General features: G+C 61.5%; 15 protein-coding genes and 1 riboswitch. Of the genes, 7 read left to right on the plus strand and 8 right to left on the minus strand.

Annotated features, from left to right (window positions below; translation table 11 throughout):
• Positions 1-61 precede the first annotated feature (61 nt).
• Positions 62-613, minus strand: a complete 552-nt coding sequence (locus AB8B29_RS02145) for an MOSC domain-containing protein (RefSeq protein WP_113118790.1) — start codon at positions 611-613, stop codon at positions 62-64.
• Between the two features lie 72 nt (positions 614-685).
• Between AB8B29_RS02145 and phnF the strand changes: the two genes are divergently transcribed.
• Complete coding sequence (gene phnF / locus AB8B29_RS02150) at positions 686-1,420, plus strand: phosphonate metabolism transcriptional regulator PhnF (RefSeq protein ID WP_113118789.1); 735 nt, start codon at positions 686-688, stop codon at positions 1,418-1,420.
• A gap of 4 nt (positions 1,421-1,424) precedes the next feature.
• On the opposite strand, the gene AB8B29_RS02155 is transcribed toward phnF, so the two are convergent.
• From AB8B29_RS02155 to AB8B29_RS02165, 3 genes are all read right to left on the minus strand, one after another.
• The gene (locus tag AB8B29_RS02155; RefSeq protein WP_113118788.1) at positions 1,425-2,855 is read right to left on the minus strand and encodes an FAD-binding oxidoreductase; all 1,431 of its coding nucleotides are present in this window, start codon (positions 2,853-2,855) and stop codon (positions 1,425-1,427) included.
• Between the two features lie 129 nt (positions 2,856-2,984).
• The gene (locus AB8B29_RS02160; RefSeq protein WP_037198548.1) at positions 2,985-3,959 is read right to left on the minus strand and encodes an L-threonylcarbamoyladenylate synthase; all 975 of its coding nucleotides are present in this window, start codon (positions 3,957-3,959) and stop codon (positions 2,985-2,987) included.
• A 58-nt stretch (positions 3,960-4,017) separates the two neighbouring features.
• A complete protein-coding gene (locus AB8B29_RS02165; protein WP_037198549.1) occupies positions 4,018-4,629 on the minus strand; it encodes a DUF6656 family protein in 612 nt (203 codons plus the stop codon).
• Positions 4,630-4,733: 104 nt separating this feature from the next.
• Here AB8B29_RS02165 and AB8B29_RS02170 point away from each other — a divergent pair, with 104 nt between their 5' ends.
• The 3 genes from AB8B29_RS02170 (at position 4,734) to AB8B29_RS02180 (ending at position 8,002) form a co-directional block, all read left to right on the plus strand.
• Positions 4,734-5,147, plus strand: a complete 414-nt coding sequence (locus tag AB8B29_RS02170; RefSeq protein ID WP_037198550.1) for an ACT domain-containing protein — start codon at positions 4,734-4,736, stop codon at positions 5,145-5,147.
• A 217-nt stretch (positions 5,148-5,364) separates the two neighbouring features.
• A riboswitch (cobalamin riboswitch) is annotated at positions 5,365-5,569 on the plus strand.
• Between the two features lie 97 nt (positions 5,570-5,666).
• Positions 5,667-6,911 carry an aromatic ring-hydroxylating oxygenase subunit alpha gene (locus tag AB8B29_RS02175; RefSeq protein WP_037198552.1) on the plus strand — a complete coding sequence of 415 codons (1,245 nt, stop codon included), beginning with the start codon at positions 5,667-5,669 and terminating at the stop codon, positions 6,909-6,911.
• A 2-nt stretch (positions 6,912-6,913) separates the two neighbouring features.
• The gene (locus AB8B29_RS02180; RefSeq protein ID WP_037198554.1) at positions 6,914-8,002 is read left to right on the plus strand and encodes a hybrid-cluster NAD(P)-dependent oxidoreductase; all 1,089 of its coding nucleotides are present in this window, start codon (positions 6,914-6,916) and stop codon (positions 8,000-8,002) included.
• Positions 8,003-8,091: 89 nt separating this feature from the next.
• On the opposite strand, the gene AB8B29_RS02185 is transcribed toward AB8B29_RS02180, so the two are convergent.
• Positions 8,092-9,051: a glycoside hydrolase family 25 protein gene (locus AB8B29_RS02185; RefSeq protein WP_245297425.1), complete on the minus strand. Its 960-nt coding sequence runs from the start codon at positions 9,049-9,051 to the stop codon at positions 8,092-8,094.
• 290 nt (positions 9,052-9,341) lie between these two features.
• On the opposite strand from AB8B29_RS02185, the gene AB8B29_RS02190 reads away from it, so the two are divergent.
• Complete coding sequence (locus tag AB8B29_RS02190) at positions 9,342-9,803, plus strand: BA14K family protein (protein ID WP_037198556.1); 462 nt, start codon at positions 9,342-9,344, stop codon at positions 9,801-9,803.
• Positions 9,804-9,874: 71 nt separating this feature from the next.
• Here the strand turns inward: AB8B29_RS02190 and AB8B29_RS02195 are convergent, their stop codons facing one another.
• On the minus strand, positions 9,875-10,876 hold the full coding sequence (locus AB8B29_RS02195; protein WP_037198558.1) for a transporter: 1,002 nt from the start codon (positions 10,874-10,876) through the stop codon (positions 9,875-9,877).
• A 287-nt stretch (positions 10,877-11,163) separates the two neighbouring features.
• Between AB8B29_RS02195 and AB8B29_RS02200 the strand changes: the two genes are divergently transcribed.
• Entirely contained in the window at positions 11,164-12,942 is a 1,779-nt protein-coding gene (locus tag AB8B29_RS02200; RefSeq protein WP_113118787.1) for an acyl-CoA dehydrogenase, read from the plus strand.
• Between the two features lie 9 nt (positions 12,943-12,951).
• Positions 12,952-13,704, plus strand: a complete 753-nt coding sequence (locus tag AB8B29_RS02205) for a crotonase/enoyl-CoA hydratase family protein (protein WP_439006108.1) — start codon at positions 12,952-12,954, stop codon at positions 13,702-13,704.
• An 86-nt stretch (positions 13,705-13,790) separates the two neighbouring features.
• On the opposite strand, the gene AB8B29_RS02210 is transcribed toward AB8B29_RS02205, so the two are convergent.
• Both AB8B29_RS02210 and AB8B29_RS02215 read right to left on the minus strand, forming a co-directional pair.
• Entirely contained in the window at positions 13,791-15,041 is a 1,251-nt protein-coding gene (locus AB8B29_RS02210) for a class I SAM-dependent RNA methyltransferase (protein ID WP_113118785.1), read from the minus strand.
• Positions 15,038-15,778, minus strand: a complete 741-nt coding sequence (locus tag AB8B29_RS02215; protein WP_113118784.1) for a TlyA family RNA methyltransferase — start codon at positions 15,776-15,778, stop codon at positions 15,038-15,040. The genes AB8B29_RS02210 and AB8B29_RS02215 overlap by 4 nt, the downstream gene beginning before the upstream one ends.
• Positions 15,779-15,805: the final 27 nt, after the last annotated feature.

The following is a 15,805-nucleotide window of genomic DNA, read 5'->3' on the forward strand; positions in this document are numbered from 1 at the left end:
CAGGTGTAATCCAAACTTAACTGGGAAGCGGCCTTTCGAATGGAAGGCCGCTTTTGTTTTGTCAGACGCGCTCGAGCTTGATGTGCGGCGAGGGCGGCAGCTCGACCCGGATGGTATCGTCACACTGCACCCGGCCACCCTGCGATACGATGCCCATGATGCCAGCCTTGCGGACCGGGCCGCCCTCGGCATCGCGATCGAGCACGGCATGCAGCAGGCCTCTCTGGAAATCGTCTATCTGCTTGCAGGGGTTTCGCAAGCCCGTCACCTCGACGATCGCTTCTTCGCCTATATGCAGACGCGTTCCCTGCGGCAGCGAAAGCAGGTCGATGCCTCTCGTCGCAATGTTCTCGCCCATGTCGCCCGGAGCGACGGAAAATCCCTTTTCGGTAAGTTCGTCGAACAGCTCTTCGTGGATGAGATGCACCTGGCGCAGATTGGGCTGCGTCGGATCGACTGCGACGCGCGAGCGATGCTTCACCGTGACCCCCATATGCGCGTCGCCTTCCACGCCGAGGCCCGTCAGCAGCTGGATGTGAGTCCGGTTCTGCTTGCTGAACCCGTGCACATTGCTGCTGCTGACTGAGGTTACATATATGCGCTTGCCGCTCATGCCGAACCCTTTCATAAACGATCCAGATCTCTATAAATTGGTGTATACCAATTTCAAGGCGACGGAATTGTGATGGATGAGAAAAATCGGCAGGGTGACGGCGTAAAAACCCTTGGTGGTTGGGTGGCCGTGGCGACCGAGCTGCGAGCCGCCATCGACAGAGGCAGGCACGCTCCGGGTAGCCGCCTGCCGAGCGAGCGCGCTTTGTCGGAACAATTCGGTGTATCGCGGGTGACGATGCGGCGCGCGATCGCCGAGTTGGAGGGGGAGGGGCTGTTGCGCGTGGCGCGCGGAAGCGGCGCTTATGTCCGCGCCGATATGCCCGTCCGCTTCAAACTGGGTGACAAGGTGAGGTTCAGCAAGGATCTGACCACGACGGAGGCAAACCTCACCCGCAAAGTTCTTTCGACCAGCGAAATTCCAGCCAATGCCAATATCGCGACGAGGCTCAATCTGCAGCCGGGCGAAATGGTGCTGGAAATGCGCGTGGTTGCTTATGCCGACGAACTTCCCGTCTCGGTTGTCATGCGAAGTTGCTCCGCGATGCGCTTTCCCGGCCTGACGGAAAAGTTCGCCGCAACGGGCTCGTTTACAGTGGCGCTGAAGGATTACGGTGTGACGGACTATTGGCGCCGCTCCACCGACATCACGGCGCGTATGCCGACCGAGGCCGAGGCGCGCCTTCTACAGCAATCGCGTCTGAAACCGGTTCTTGCCTATGCCGGCGAAGACGTCGATGCCGACGGCACGGTCATTTCGTGCCAAATCGGCTGTTTCGCTTCCGAGCGGGTCGTTGTGACAGTCTAAAATCTCAGGGCCTGAGGACCTTCCCCGGATTCATGATCCCAGCCGGGTCGAATGCCATCTTGATCCGGCGCATCAGGTCCATCTCGATATCCGAGCGGATCGAAGCCAGTTCGTCGCGTTTCAGCTGGCCGATACCATGCTCGGCGGAGATAGAGCCGCCATGCTGCAGCACCAGCCCGTGCACGATCTTGTTCATCTCGTGCCAGCGGCCGATGAATTCTTCCTTATCGGCGCCCACGGGCTGCGAGATGTTGTAGTGAATATTGCCGTCGCCCATATGGCCGAAGGCGCAGATGCGAGCGCCGGGCAGGGCCGCGATAACCGCCTTTTCCGCCTCGGCCATGAATTGCGGAACCTGCGCCACCGGCACGGAAACGTCATGCTTGATCGAGCCGCCCTCCGGCTTCTGTGCATCCGACATGCTTTCCCGCATGTGCCAGATGGCCTTCTGCTGTGCTTCGGAGCTGGCGATCGTTGCATCCTGGATCAGGCCGGCCTCGTAGCCTTGCTCCAGCAGCGTCGTCATCATCCGCTCTGCGGTTTCGGCTGAGTCCGAGGTGGAGATATCGATCAGCACGTACCAGGGATACGCTGTCTCCAGCGGATCGCGGACTCCGGGGATGTGGCGGGCGGTGAATTCGATGCCGATGCGAGGCATCAGTTCGAAACCGGTCAGCGCCGTGCCGCAGAGGCTCGAAGCGTTCTTGAACAGGGTCAGCGCCTCATCCACCGATTGCAGGCCGGCAAAGGCGACCTGATGGCCGAGCGGCTGCGGGAAGAGCTTCAGCACTGCGCCGGTGATGACGCCCAGCGTGCCTTCGGCGCCGATGAACAGATCGCGCAGATCGTAGCCGGTATTGTCCTTCTTCAGGCGGCGCAGCCCGTTCCAGATCTCGCCAGTGGGCAACACAACTTCGAGGCCGAGGCAGAGTTGGCGCATATTGCCATAGGCGAGAACGGCCGTGCCGCCGGCATTGGTGGAGAGGTTGCCGGCGATGCGGCAGGAACCTTCCGAGCCGAGCGACAGCGGAAACATGCGGCCATGTTCGGCCGCTGCCTTATGCACGTCCGCCAGGATGCAGCCGCCATCGACGATCATCGTATTGCCGACCGGATCGATATCGCGGATGCGGTTCATCCGCTCCAGCGACAGGATGATGTCGGAGCCACCCTCGCGCGGCGTCTGGCCGCCGACGAGGCCGGTATTGCCGGTCTGCGGCACGATGGCCGTGCCGGTCTCGCTGGCGAGCTTGAGGATCGCTGACACTTCTTCCACGGAGCCGGGCTTCAGCAGCATCGGCGATGCGCCGTGGTAGAGGCCGCGGTTTTCCACCAGATGCGGTGCGATCTCCACGGGGTCACGCGTCGCATGCTTTTCGCCCACGATGGCGGCGAAGCGGTCGAGAAGGGCGGAGGAGGGGGCGAAGCTGCTCATGGTGTGTCCTTTGCCGATAGGGTTCGGGCCGATTTAGTCTCTGGAACTTGCTGATCTTCTTCGAATTGTCATCAAGTTCCAGCTATTCGCTTTTGCATGATCCCCAAAACCGCTTCGCACTTTTGGGGATCATGCTCGGGGCGCGGCCGCGCGGCGCAGCCGGTCGTTGATGGCCTCGCCGAGGCCATCGTCCGGAATGTGGGAAAAGGCGATCGTCACGGCACCCGTCGCATCGGCGCGCTTCATGAAATCGAAGAGGTTGGCGGCGGCTTCCGAAAGATCGCCGCTAGGGCTGAGATCCAGCACGGCAACGGCATTTTCGATGCCGGCAATCGCGGGTGTCCCGAAGCGGATCAGAGCTTCGTCCGGCGAAACATCGGTCGCATCGAGCCGCACGGCTGCGCCCGGCGCATAATGCGAAGCAAGCATGCCGGGTGCTTCGATGGCAGGTGCCGCACCTCTCTTGCGCTTCACGGCCTTGCCCGCGATCCGTTCGATCTCGCGCGCCGCCAATCCGCCCGGCCGCAGCAGCCGCAGCTCGCCGTCCTCGACCTTGACGATGGTCGATTCGACGCCCACCACCGAAGCGCCGGCATCGAGGATCAGCGTGATCCGCTCTCCGAGGTCGTCGTCGACATGATCGGCGCTGGTGGCGCTGATCTTGCCCGACGTATTGGCGCTTGGGGCGGCCAGAGGCTTTCCGAAGGCGCGGATCAACTCGCCGGCAAAGCCCTGCGGCACGCGGATGCCGACCGTGTCGAGACCGGCGGTCGCCAGCGGATGGATGCCGCTTTCAGGCCGTAGCGGCAGCACCAGCGTCAGCGGACCGGGCCAGAAGGCTTCCGCCAGCTTGCGGGAGATGGGATCGAAGATCGCGTAGCGTTCAGCCATGGCCAGATCGCTCATATGGCAGATCAGCGGATTGAAGCGCGGCCGGCCCTTGGTTTCGTAGATACGGGTGATGGCGGCCGGATTGGTGGCATCGGCGGCAAGCCCATAGACGGTCTCCGTCGGCAATCCGATCGGCAACCCCTCGGCAAGCGTTGCCGAGGCGACCTCTATCGCCGTTTGCGGATGTTCAAGGATGTCTATGTGTCGCGCCATGGCCTGCCCGTTTGCAGTTCAGGCCGTTCTTATGCTTTTCAAGTTTTCGGATCAATGATCAAAGCTGGCGAATGATGTCGCGAAGCTGCTCGTTGCGGGCGCCGAGCAGCAGGACGTTGCGGATGGCGGTCTGCGGATCATGGGTGTGGAAGAGCACTCCGTTGCCCCGGATGTCGCGATTGATCGTCAGCTTCTTTTCCGACGCTTCCTTGTCCGGATGGACGGCGACGGCGAAATACATTCGCGAATATTTCAGGCTGATGTCTTCGAAGAAATTGTCGTTCTGGCCGAGGCGGGCAAAGAAATTGGCGATGTAGAAGGCCCAGCTTACCTCCTCATATTTCGCGAATTGCGTTCGCGCCGCGGTGACGTGGCAATAGCCGAGATGCGGCGTATCCCGCAGGGTGTGATGGAAGATCAATTTCGGAAAGCGGATCGACTGGTGAAAGCTGTTGAGACGGCCATGGGTTGTCTCGCCGGCGTTCCGCAGCTTGCTCGCCGTGCGTTCGGCCACTTCCTCGAACGTGAGGTAACGTCGCTCCTCGGCGAGCCAATGCGTCTTGTCGCGATTGATGCGGCCGGTGCGGAGAAATTCCGTATACCCCGCCGCCGGCGGTACCGGCTCCGGGTTGGCGGGTTTCTTGGCATCGAAATATCTGAGTTTTGCCATGCCGGCTCGCCATCGAGGTCTGGATGCCGAATGATAGATCGTCTAGCTTGAGCCGGGCTGAAGCGCGCGCTCTTGCTGGCGGATCGTTGAAAAGGATCAGAATCATGCCCGGCATTACCGATCTCAAGCTGCTGCTGGCGGACATGAAGCCGAATCTTGCCGAGGGCGAGTTCGTCTATTGCAGCGTGCCGGCTTCGGCGCTCGCCGATCATATTCACCTGGAGCCGATCGGGCTCTTTCGGGAAAGGGAGGGAGTGACGTTGATCCTTCCTCTGGAAGCAGCGCGGCAGGCAGGGCTTCCGACGGCCCCCGCCATGCGGATGATCACGCTCGATATCCATTCCTCGCTGGAGGCGGTCGGCCTGACCGCAGCCTTTGCCACGGCCTTGGGAAATGAGGGCATCAGCGCCAATGTCGTCGCCGCCTACTATCACGATCATATCTTCGTTCCGGCCGTTGATGCCGGCCGTGCGGTGGCGGCGCTGCAGGCGCTTTCGCAGGCGCACGCGCGCCTTTGATCGCCTGCCATCGGCGGACCTGTCGCATTCAGAATAAAGCGTCGCTCGCGAGAGGTGGGAGGATCACTATTCCTGCATCCCACGGCGATGCATAAGAGATTGAATTGTCTTCCTATATTGCCGCTATGCGCAACCGTCCGGGCGTCTCGTTTCGTCTGTCGCCAATTTCGAAGCCGATGTCGCATTGTAGCGCAGCGGCTGAAGGGGCCGAGAGCTATGATGTCATCAATCTCAAGGTGCCGTCTGCTAGGGAGGCGGAGAATTGGGAAGCCGGTCAAAATCCGGCGCTGCCCCCGCAACGGTGGTGGAGTAAGGCATGGCGGATAAAGCCACTGGGTCGGGTCGACCTGGGAAGGTGCCATGGGGTCCTGGCGACAGGGCCGCTCCAGAGCCCGGAAACCAGCCTTGGGCACATATGGTTTACTGACCGCGGCGGGCGGTCGGGACATTGCTTTGGGCCGTTCCCACCGGCCGTGCATGTCCTTCGCCCGTTTCTTGGTACTGCGCAAGGATAGGCAAATGGATATCAGCAGCAATGTTCTGCGGCAATTGAAGAATCGCCGTGAGGGTTTCAGCCTGGAGCAGCCCTTCTATACTGACCCGGATTACTTCAAGCTCGATATGGAGATGATCTATTATCGGGATTGGCTGTTCATCGGCCATGATTGCGAAGTGCCTCGCGCGGGTAATTATTTCACCGTCCAGATCGGCGATTATCCCGTCGTCATCGTTCGCGGTCGCGATCAGGTCATCCGTGCCTTCCACAATAGCTGTCGTCATCGCGGCTCGCGGGTCTGCACGACCGAGCGCGGCTCGTCGGCAAAGCTCGTCTGCCCCTATCACCAGTGGACCTACGAGCTGGACGGCTCGCTGCTCTTCGCCCGCCAGATGGCCGAGGATTTCGACAAGAGCCAGTACTCGCTGAAATCGGTTCACTGCGAAAGCGTCGGCGGCTATATCTTCATCTGCCTTGCGCAGAATGCGCCGGACTTCGCGCCGGTTCGCGCCACGATCGAGCCCTACATAGCCCCTCATCGCCTCAGCGAGGCCAAGGTCGCCTTCCAGAGCACCATCATCGAGAAGGGCAACTGGAAGCTCGTCTGGGAAAACAACCGCGAGTGCTATCATTGCGCTGCCAACCATCCCGAACTCTGCCGCACTTTTTCGGAAGCGCCGACGGTGAGCGGCGTGCAGGGGGCAATGAGCGATCCCGTGATCACAGCTCATTGGAAGCGCTGTGAAGCTGCCGGCCTGCCGAGCGAATTCAAGATCTCGCCGGACGGACAGTTCCGCACCGCACGCATGCCGCTGATCGAAGGGGCCGAAAGCTACACCATGTCCGGCCAGAATGCCGTCAAGCGGCCGCTCTCGCCCGATGTGACGATCAACAACATCGGTACGATGCTGCTGTTCCATTACCCGACGACCTGGAACCACATGCTCGGCGATCACGCGATTTCCTTCCGCGTCCTTCCGCTCAACGCCGAGGAAACCGCCGTCACCACCAAATGGCTGGTGCACAAGGATGCGGTCGAAGGCGTCGATTATGATCTCGAAGAGCTTACTCACGTCTGGACTGAGACCAACGATCAGGACCGCCGCATCGTCGAGGAAAATGCCTTCGGCATCCGCTCGCCTGCTTACGAGCCCGGTCCCTATTCGGAAATCCATGAAGGCGGCGTCATGCAGTTCGTCGAGTGGTACTCGAATTTCATGATCAACCGGCTGCAGGGCGATCAGGCCAAGCTGTCGGCGGTTGCCTGAGCATGAACATGACCGTCTCCCTCCGTCATCGACATCTCGACCAGATGCAGCCCTGGAGCGACAGGCAGCATCTGCTCGAATGCCTCTCGGTCACGCCGGAAGCGCCCGATGTGATGACCTTCACATTCGGGTCCGACAAGGACAACTGGTTCCGTTACCTGCCGGGCCAGTTCGTGACGCTGGAGCTGCCGACGGCGCCCGAGCCGGTCATGCGCACCTATACGCTGTCGTCGACACCGTCGCGGCCCTTTTCGGTCGCCGTGACCGTCAAGGCGCAGAAGGACAGCATCGGCACGCGCTGGATGTTCGAGAACCTCAAGCCCGGCATGCGCATCAAGGCTTTCGGTCCCCTCGGCGATTTCAGCCATATCCGCCATCCCGGCGAGAAATATCTCTTCGTGTCAGCCGGGTCCGGCGTGACCCCGATGATGGCCATGACCCGCTACATGGCCGACACGGCGCCGTTGTCGGACATCACCTTCGTCAATTGCTCGCGCAGCCCGGCCGACATCATCTTCCGTTCGGAGCTGGAATATCTCGCCCGCTTCATGCCGAACCTCAATCTCGGCCTGATCGTCGAGGGCTGCGGCCGCACCGAGCTCTGGTCGGGGCTGAAGGGTCGCATCGACAAGGCCAAGATCGGCTTGCTCGCGCCGGATTTCATGGATCGCACGATCTTCTGCTGCGGTCCGGAAGTCTTCATGGATGCGGTCCGCTCCATGCTGGAAGCGCATGGCTTCGACATGTCCCGCTACCATCAGGAAAGCTTCCAGCCGGCGAATGCGGCAACGCCGCTTGCCGAGGTCACCGACGATGCGTCGACTGAAGCTGCAACCACGATCCGCTTCACCATGGCCGGCAAGGACGTCGTCTGCGCGGCGGGGCAGACCGTGCTTCAGGCCGCGCGCGGCGCGGGCGTACGCATCGGTGCGGCCTGCGAATCCGGCCTCTGCGGCACATGCCGCGTCATGAAGCTTTCCGGCGAGGTCGAGATGAACCACAATGGCGGCATCCTCGATGACGAGATCGAGGAGGGCTATATCCTCGCCTGCTGTTCGCGGCCGAAGACGGATGTCCAGGTCGAAGCCTAGAGCAAACTCTAGGAAAAGCGTGCAGCGGTTTTCCGTCCGGAGTTTCGCGAAAAAATATCATAGAGCGGTAACGCTATTCCGTTGTCGCTCTAGAAATCCTGATAATTCAGCTCATTGATCTCCACCGGCTCAGACCGACGGGTCGAGGCCGTGACGATGGGATCGATCACCAGCGAGATAAGCGTCTGCCGCGGTCCGTTGCAGGTCGGTGCCTGTGCGATCATCACGTCGGGCGCAGGCAACGGTTTGGCAGGCAGTAGCTCGCCTTGCGGCCAGATCTTGGCAAGCTGTATCTTGGTCATTGGTACAATATTGACGTCGATATCGGTCAATGTGCCCGGAACGCGGTAGGGGCAGCTCTTTTCGGAACAATTGTCCGATGAAGCGAACTGCCAGATGGCATAGCTGTCCCAATTGCCGAGCGGGAAGGTGCCGATCACGTCCGGCTTGTAGCGCGCGTACCACAGCGGCAGCCGCGACAGCAGCGGATAGATGTCGCGATGATCGGCGATGTAGCGGGCGATGTTGTGGTTGGTATAGAGGATGGGGTAGCGGCCGGTTCTGACCTTGATATGGGCGACGAAGACCTGGGCATCCTCCAGCGACATGAATTGCGTGGAGTCCATGCCGTCGATATCGAGCACCATCAGCTCGTCCGGCTGCGGATCGGCATAGTCGAGAAAGTGATTGGCCTGGTCGATGGGATTGCCGGGCCGCCCCAGATGGTAGGCGCCCCACAACAGGCCGTTCATCTTCGCCAGCATGCGGCGCGTCTGATACAGCTCGCGACTGACGGCGTATTTGCGCCACATCGTCTTGCAGTGTGCGACCGTGTCGCCGGCATGGTCGCCTGTACAACTGAAACTTTCGGGTAGACCGTCGGAGGCCTTGGAGATGAAGCCGGCGATCCGCTTGTCCTGTAGAAACGCATTCCAGTCGATGGTGTTCAGTTCATAGGCGTCGATGATGAGGGCGTTTCTCGGATCCGTCCAGGGTCGACTTTCACCGGCCGAAAGCTTCGTAGCCGGCCCCATGAGGGCCAGGACCATCAGAAAGCTGCAAATCAAGGCGTAAGTCTGCCGGGATCCTTTCATGAAATAATAGTAAGGATTGCTGGTTAATCTTGGGTTAAGGATGAAATCACTATAAATTCATCGTGGAGCCCTCGCATAACTCCTTAAATTGGTAGGGATTTGAGGAACAGAATAACGTGTTGCCGCGTTTCTCGCCGTCTGTTCGGACATGCGACGAAGCAGGCATTTCAACCCTGCTCGGGAAGCATCCCGATATCGAACGCCAAACGCCTGAGCACAAGACAAACCAGGGAATGGAGATAAGAATGCTTGGTTTCCGTGCGAGAATTGCGACCATCGCTATTTCGGCCGCTGTTACCCTGACGAGCTTCACGCCGTCCTTCGCATTGCAGATGCCTGCCGCACCGGTTGCGCCCGCCGAAAAGACCGCGCCCGCCAATATCGAGCAGGTTCAATGGCGCCACTATCACGGTGGTTACTATCGCCGGGGTTGGTATGGCGGCTATCGCGGTTATTCGGGCTATCGCCATGGCTATCGTTACCATGACGGCTATTGGTTCCCGCTGGCCGCCTTCGGCGCCGGTGCGATCATCGGCGGCGCGATTGCCAGCCAACCGCGCTATTACGCCGCTCCGCCTCCAGCCGGCGGCATCAACCCGCGTCACGTCGAATGGTGCTCGGATCGCTATCGCTCCTATCGCGCTTACGACAACACCTTCCAGCCCAATCAGGGCCCGCGCCGTCAGTGCTACTCACCCTATTATTGAGCGACGCTTAGAGGTTCATCGATGCGAGCCGCCCGGCACATGCCGGGCGGCTTTTCATGCATGGTCAGATGTCAGAGAATGTTGATCCGTTTGAGCAACCACCATGCCAGCAGCATGGACGCGGCGATGAAGCCGATCGCATATTGCGTACCGCCTGTCCCGCCGGAGAGCGGCAGGTTCGATGTGTTCATGCCGAAGAAGCCGGTCACCAGCGTCGGCGGCAACAAGAACGCCGTCATGATCGACAGGATATAGAGATGGCGATTGATCTCGGAGGCGAGCTTCGAGTCGATTTCTTCGTGCAGTAACCGGGCGCGCTCCTGGAGCGCATAGATATCATGCTCGACCGCTTCGAGCCGGCTCGTCAGGCGCCCCGCGACATCCTCGAAGCCGAGCGGCATTTCCTCGTCGTCCGAGGCGGCGGCGTGGCGCATCAGCGACAGGACTGTGCGCAGATGGCGATGCAGCCGTACGATCGTCCGTCGGATCGGCGGAAGCCGCGTGCGCTCGTCGCGCGACGTGTTCCCGTGAAGGAAGTCCTCGATAGAATTCAGCTCTTCGCTCATCTCGATGACGACCGAGATCATGGAGCGCTGGAATTCGACGACCAGCAGCTCGAAAATATCCAGCGGACGGGAAAATCGCGCCGCATTCTTTTCGATCAGCATCCGTCCCCGGTCCAGACTGCGAAGCGGCTGCAGCCGGCTGGTGATGAGCATGCGGTCGGTCAGCGCAAAATGCAGCCAGCCGATGTCACGAGTGTCCTGACCGAACTCATGCTGGAAGTCGACCAGCGTGCCGAAGAGCATCTGTTCATCGACGGTAAGCATCGCATGCGTCTCGTGCGTGGTCAGCGCTGTGCGTGCCGCTTCGTTCAACCCAGGTACGTCCGCAAGGAAGGTTGGGACGCGGGCATCCACGAGATTGAGATGCAGCCAGAGGAAACCGTCTCCGCCAAAGAGCGTGGCGCGATCGGTATCTTCGGGCAACCGCTCCGGCTTGTCTGCGCCGGGATGGAGACGATAGGCCCAGACAAAGCCGGGTATCGTGATGGCAGACGTGATTGTGTTCATGGCCAGATCATTCGGATTGTCGGAACAGTTGCCTTAGTCTTCGTTCATGACGATTGTTTATGCAAGTCTGCCCGTTGTTGGAATAATCGCATGCGCGGGCGCAGATGTCTCAGCCGCGCAGCGCGTGCAGGGCGAATGTGTCGTTCGAGTTCGCAATCAAGTGGAAATGAGCATCGCATCGCCTTTGTAAAATTGACGTTTACGTAAAAATCAACTAGCTATAACAACACGTCGACGATGGCCTGGGTGAGGCGGGCCATCGGACCACAAATGCGGAGGAAAGCATCATGTACAAGGCGCCTGTCGAGGAAATCGCATTCACGCTGAAGCATGTCGCCGGCATGGAGCGGGCGATGGAAGAGGGCATCCTCGGCGATCTCAGCGCCGACGTCCTCGATGCCATCCTGGCGGAGGCTGGACGTTTCGCCGGCGACGAGATGGAGCCGCTTGCCGAAATCGGCGACAGGCAGGGCGCGAAGCTGGTCGACGGCAAGGTGGTTCTTCCGGACGGATGGGAAAAGCTCTATCGCGACTGGATCGCCGGCGGCTGGAACGGGTTGACCGCGCCGGAGGAGTTCGGCGGACAGGGCCTGCCACATATGCTGAATATCGCGACGCTGGAAATGTGGAATTCCGCTTCGATGGCGTTTGGTCTTGCCCCGACGCTGACCATGGGGGCGGTCGAGGCACTCATCGCCCACGGCAGCGAAGACCTGAAAAAGACATATCTGCCGAAGCTCGTATCAGGCGAGTGGGCCGGCACCATGAACCTGACCGAGCCGCATGCCGGTTCCGATGTCGGGGCGCTGCGCACGCGTGCAGAGCGCCGCGACGACGGCACCTATCGTCTCTTCGGCCAGAAGATCTTCATCACCTGGGGCGATCACGAGGCGGCGGAAAACATCGTCCATTTCGTGCTCGCCCGGCTTCCGGACGCGCCCGCGGGCACGCGCGGCATATCGCTTTTCCTCGTGCCGAAATTCCTCGTAAACGATGACGGATCGCTTGGCGTCCGTAACGATTATTTCGCCCATTCTCTGGAGCACAAGCTCGGCATCCACGGCTCGCCGACCTGCACGATAATTTATGGCGATGGCAAATATGGCGCCGAAAAAGGAGCTGTCGCCTGGCTTGTCGGCGAAGAGAACAAGGGACTCGCCTGCATGTTCACGATGATGAACAATGCGCGCCTCGCCGTCGGCATTCAGGGCGTGGCGATTGCGGAAGCCGCCACCCAGAAAGCCATCGCCTATGCCAGCGAGCGCACGCAGGGCCGCGCGCCGGGCACGACGGCGACGGGCATGAGCCCGATCATCGAACATCCCGATGTCGCCCGCATGCTGCTGACCATGAAGGCGCTGACGCAGGGTTCGCGCGCCATCTGCTATGCCTGCGCCGAGGCGATCGATATGTCGCATCGCGATCCCGAAAAGGCACGCTACTGGCAGGAGCGCGCCGCACTGTTGACGCCGATTGCAAAATCCTTCTCGACCGATGCCGGCGTCGATGTCGCCTCGCTTGGTATCCAGGTCCATGGCGGCATGGGCTTCATCGAAGAGACGGGAGCGGCACGCCTGCTGCGGGATGCCCGCATCGCGCCGATCTATGAAGGCACCAACGGCATCCAGGCGATCGACCTCGTGACCCGCAAGCTGACCATTGCGAACGGCGATCAAGTGCGCGCCTTCCTCGGCGAATTGCGCGGGATCGCCGATGCCGTCGCCAGATCCAATCTCAACGGCTTCGGGGAAACGGCGCCGCGGCTGGAATCGGCCATCGCCGATCTCGAAAAGGCAAGCGAATGGCTGCTCTCGCGACAGGCCGAAGGCGCCGTCGCCGAGGCGCTGGCGGGTGCGACGCCCTATCAACGGCTCTTCGGTCTCGTGCTGACCGGAGCTTATCTGGCCAAGGGCGGGTTGGTCGATGCGGCGGATGGCGAGGCCGGAAAGCGCATCGCGCTTTGCCGCTTTGCTGCCGAGAATCTTCTGGCCGAGACCGCCGCTCTCACTGACCGTATCGTCGCCGGCGCGTCGAGCCTTGAAGCTGCCCGCATCGCGCTTGCCTGAGGAGATCTAATGACCGACCATATTATCATCGAACGTCCCGAGACCACGCCGCATGTCCAGATTATCCGGTTCAACCGTCCGGAAAAGAAGAATGCGATCACGCGCGCCATGTACCAGGCGATGACCGATGCGCTGAAGGCGGCGGACGACACGCCGGATATCCGCGTCAACGTCTTCCTCGGCACCGAAGGCTGCTTTTCCGCCGGCAACGACATGGCCGATTTCCTGGCCTTCGCCATGGGCGGAAGCATGGGCCGCGAAGTGCTGGATTTCCTTGCCGCACTGGCGACGGCGAAGAAACCGGTCGTCTCGGGCGTGGACGGCTTGGCGATCGGCATAGGCGCCACGATCCACCTGCATTGCGATCTGACGGTGGCTTCCGACCGTAGCCTGTTCAAGACGCCTTTCGTCGATCTTGCCCTCGTCCCCGAAGCGGCCTCCAGCCTGATTGCGCCGCGCCTGATGGGTCATCAGCGCGCCTTCGCCCTGCTCGCCCTCGGCGAAGGCTTCTCCGCCGCCGAAGCAAAGGAGGCCGGCCTGATCTGGAAGGTGACCGCACCCGAAGCGGTGGAGGCTGAAACGCTATCGTTGGCTGCCAAGCTTGCGGCCAAGCCGCCGGAGGCGCTGCGGATAGCGCGTGACCTGATATGGGGCGAACCGGACGCCATCCTTAGTCGTATCGCTGAGGAAGCCGAGCTTTTCGCGACACGGCTGAAAAGCGCCGAAGCCCGTGCAGCATTCGAGGCGTTCATGAAGCGGTAACTACATCACCCGCCCTCATGGTGAGGAGGCCTGAAGGGCCGTCTCGAACCACGAGGGTCGGCCACCCCAACGCGCGTCGAAGAGAACTACTTCTCCAGCGCCACGACGACCTCGACATGCGAGGTCCACAGGAATTGGTCGATCGGCGTCACTTTGGTGATGCGATAGCCCCCTTCGGTCAGCAGCGCGAGATCGCGTGCCAACGTTAAAGGGTTGCAGGAGACGGCGACGATCTTCTTGACCTGGGAGCGGGCCAGTTCCTTGCACTGGAATTCCGCCCCGGCGCGCGGCGGATCGAAGACGACGGCGTCGTAGACCTTCAATTCCTGCGTCATCAGCGGCCGGCGGAAGAGGTCGCGGCGCTCGATGGTGACCGGCTTTAGCCCCTGTGTGTTGCGGGCGGCGTAATCGAGCGCGGCCAAGGGCTTGGCCTCGCCTTCCACCGCGTGCACCCGTCCGATCCGCGCCAGGCGAAGCGAGAAGGTGCCGCTGCCGGCGAAGAGATCGGCGATGCGCTTGGCCTTGCCGACATGGGTCGTGACCAGCTCGGCCATGGCGTCTTCGGCCTGCTTGGTCGCCTGCGTGAAGGCGCCGGGTGGCGGCGAGACCTGCACGCCGCCGAAATCGATCGTCGGCTTTGCCGGTTCCACCAGGATTTCGCCGTTCACCGAGACGCGCGCGATGCCGCGAAGCGTGAGCACGGTTTCGATCGCGCTCCGACGCTGCTTGTCGGAAAGGGATTTGACGTCGTCGACGGCGAGATCGAGGCCGGAAGGCATCTCCAAAACGGAGATGCGGAAGGCTTCCGCGTTGACGGCGAGTGCCGCTGCGACCGCCGTGATCGCCGGCAATTGCGACATGATCCCGGACGAGGCGATGGGACATTCCTCGATTGCGACGATGTGGTGGCTTTCGGCCTGGTTGAAGCCGATCAGCGTGCCCTTCTCGGTCTTGCGCGCCGCGAAGACGACCTTGCGGCGCTCGCCGGGATGGGCGGCGATAATATCATCCACCTCGGGCGTCAGGCCCTTGGAACGGAGCGCGTCGATCACGAGCTGCCGCTTGAAGGCACGGTAGGGCGCATCGGCATAGTGCTGCAGCGTGCAGCCGCCGCAGGTGCCGTTGACGCCATCGGGACCGAAGTGCCGACAGTGCGGTTCCCGCCGGTCTGGCGAGGCCGCTGCGATCGACATCAACGTGCCCTGGCTTTTCACCCGCGCGATAGCGACGCTTTCGCCCGGCAGCGTAAAGGGCACGTAGATCGGGCCATCAGCGCCTTGCGCGATGCCGTCGCCCTGGGCGCCGAGCTTCTGGATGGTGACGGTTTCGGTGCTCATGACTTGATCCCTGCGAGAAGAAATTCGTGGTTGCCGTCGCCGCCTGATATCGGCGAGGCGATGAGGCCGAGGCTCTGCCAGCCCATATCCTCGCAGAACCAGCGTTCGAGCTCGGCAGCAACGGCGGGAGCAGAGGAGGGGTCTTTCAGAAGACCGGCCTTGCCGATCGCATCGCGCCCTGCCTCGAACTGCGGCTTCACCAGCAACACGGCGCGCGCGCCCGGCTCCGCAAATGCCAGCGCCGGCGCCAACGCCAGCTTCAGCGAGATGAAGGAGACATCGGAAACGATGAACGAGATCGGCTTGCCGATATCCTCGGCCGTGAGGTTGCGGGCGTTCAGCCCCTCTATACTAGTCACGCGCGGATCGGCCGATATGCGTGGATGCATCTGCCCATGGCCGACATCGATGGATGTGACATGCGCGGCGCCACGCTGCAACAATACCTCGGTAAAGCCGCCGGTCGACGCGCCGACGTCGAGACAGTGCTGCCCTTTCGGGTCGAGCTGGAAATGATCGAGTGCCGCGACCAGCTTCAGGGCCGCCCGCGAGACATAATCCTGGGCCGGATCGTCGATCGCGATCTGCGCCTCTTCGGTGAACAGCGTGCCCGGTTTGGTCACAACCTTGCCGTCGACGGTCACGGTGCCGCGTTGAATGGCATCGCGCGCCCGCGATCGGCTGGCGAAAAGCGAAAGGGTGACGAGAAGCTGGTCGAGGCGTTGCGGTTCTGACATAGGCAGTCCATGCCGGGCAATGCAGTG

Origin of the sequence: Rhizobium sp. 11_C7_N12_5 (assembly GCF_051811145.1) — a bacterium.
GTDB classification, from domain to species: domain Bacteria; phylum Pseudomonadota; class Alphaproteobacteria; order Rhizobiales; family Rhizobiaceae; genus Rhizobium; species Rhizobium lusitanum.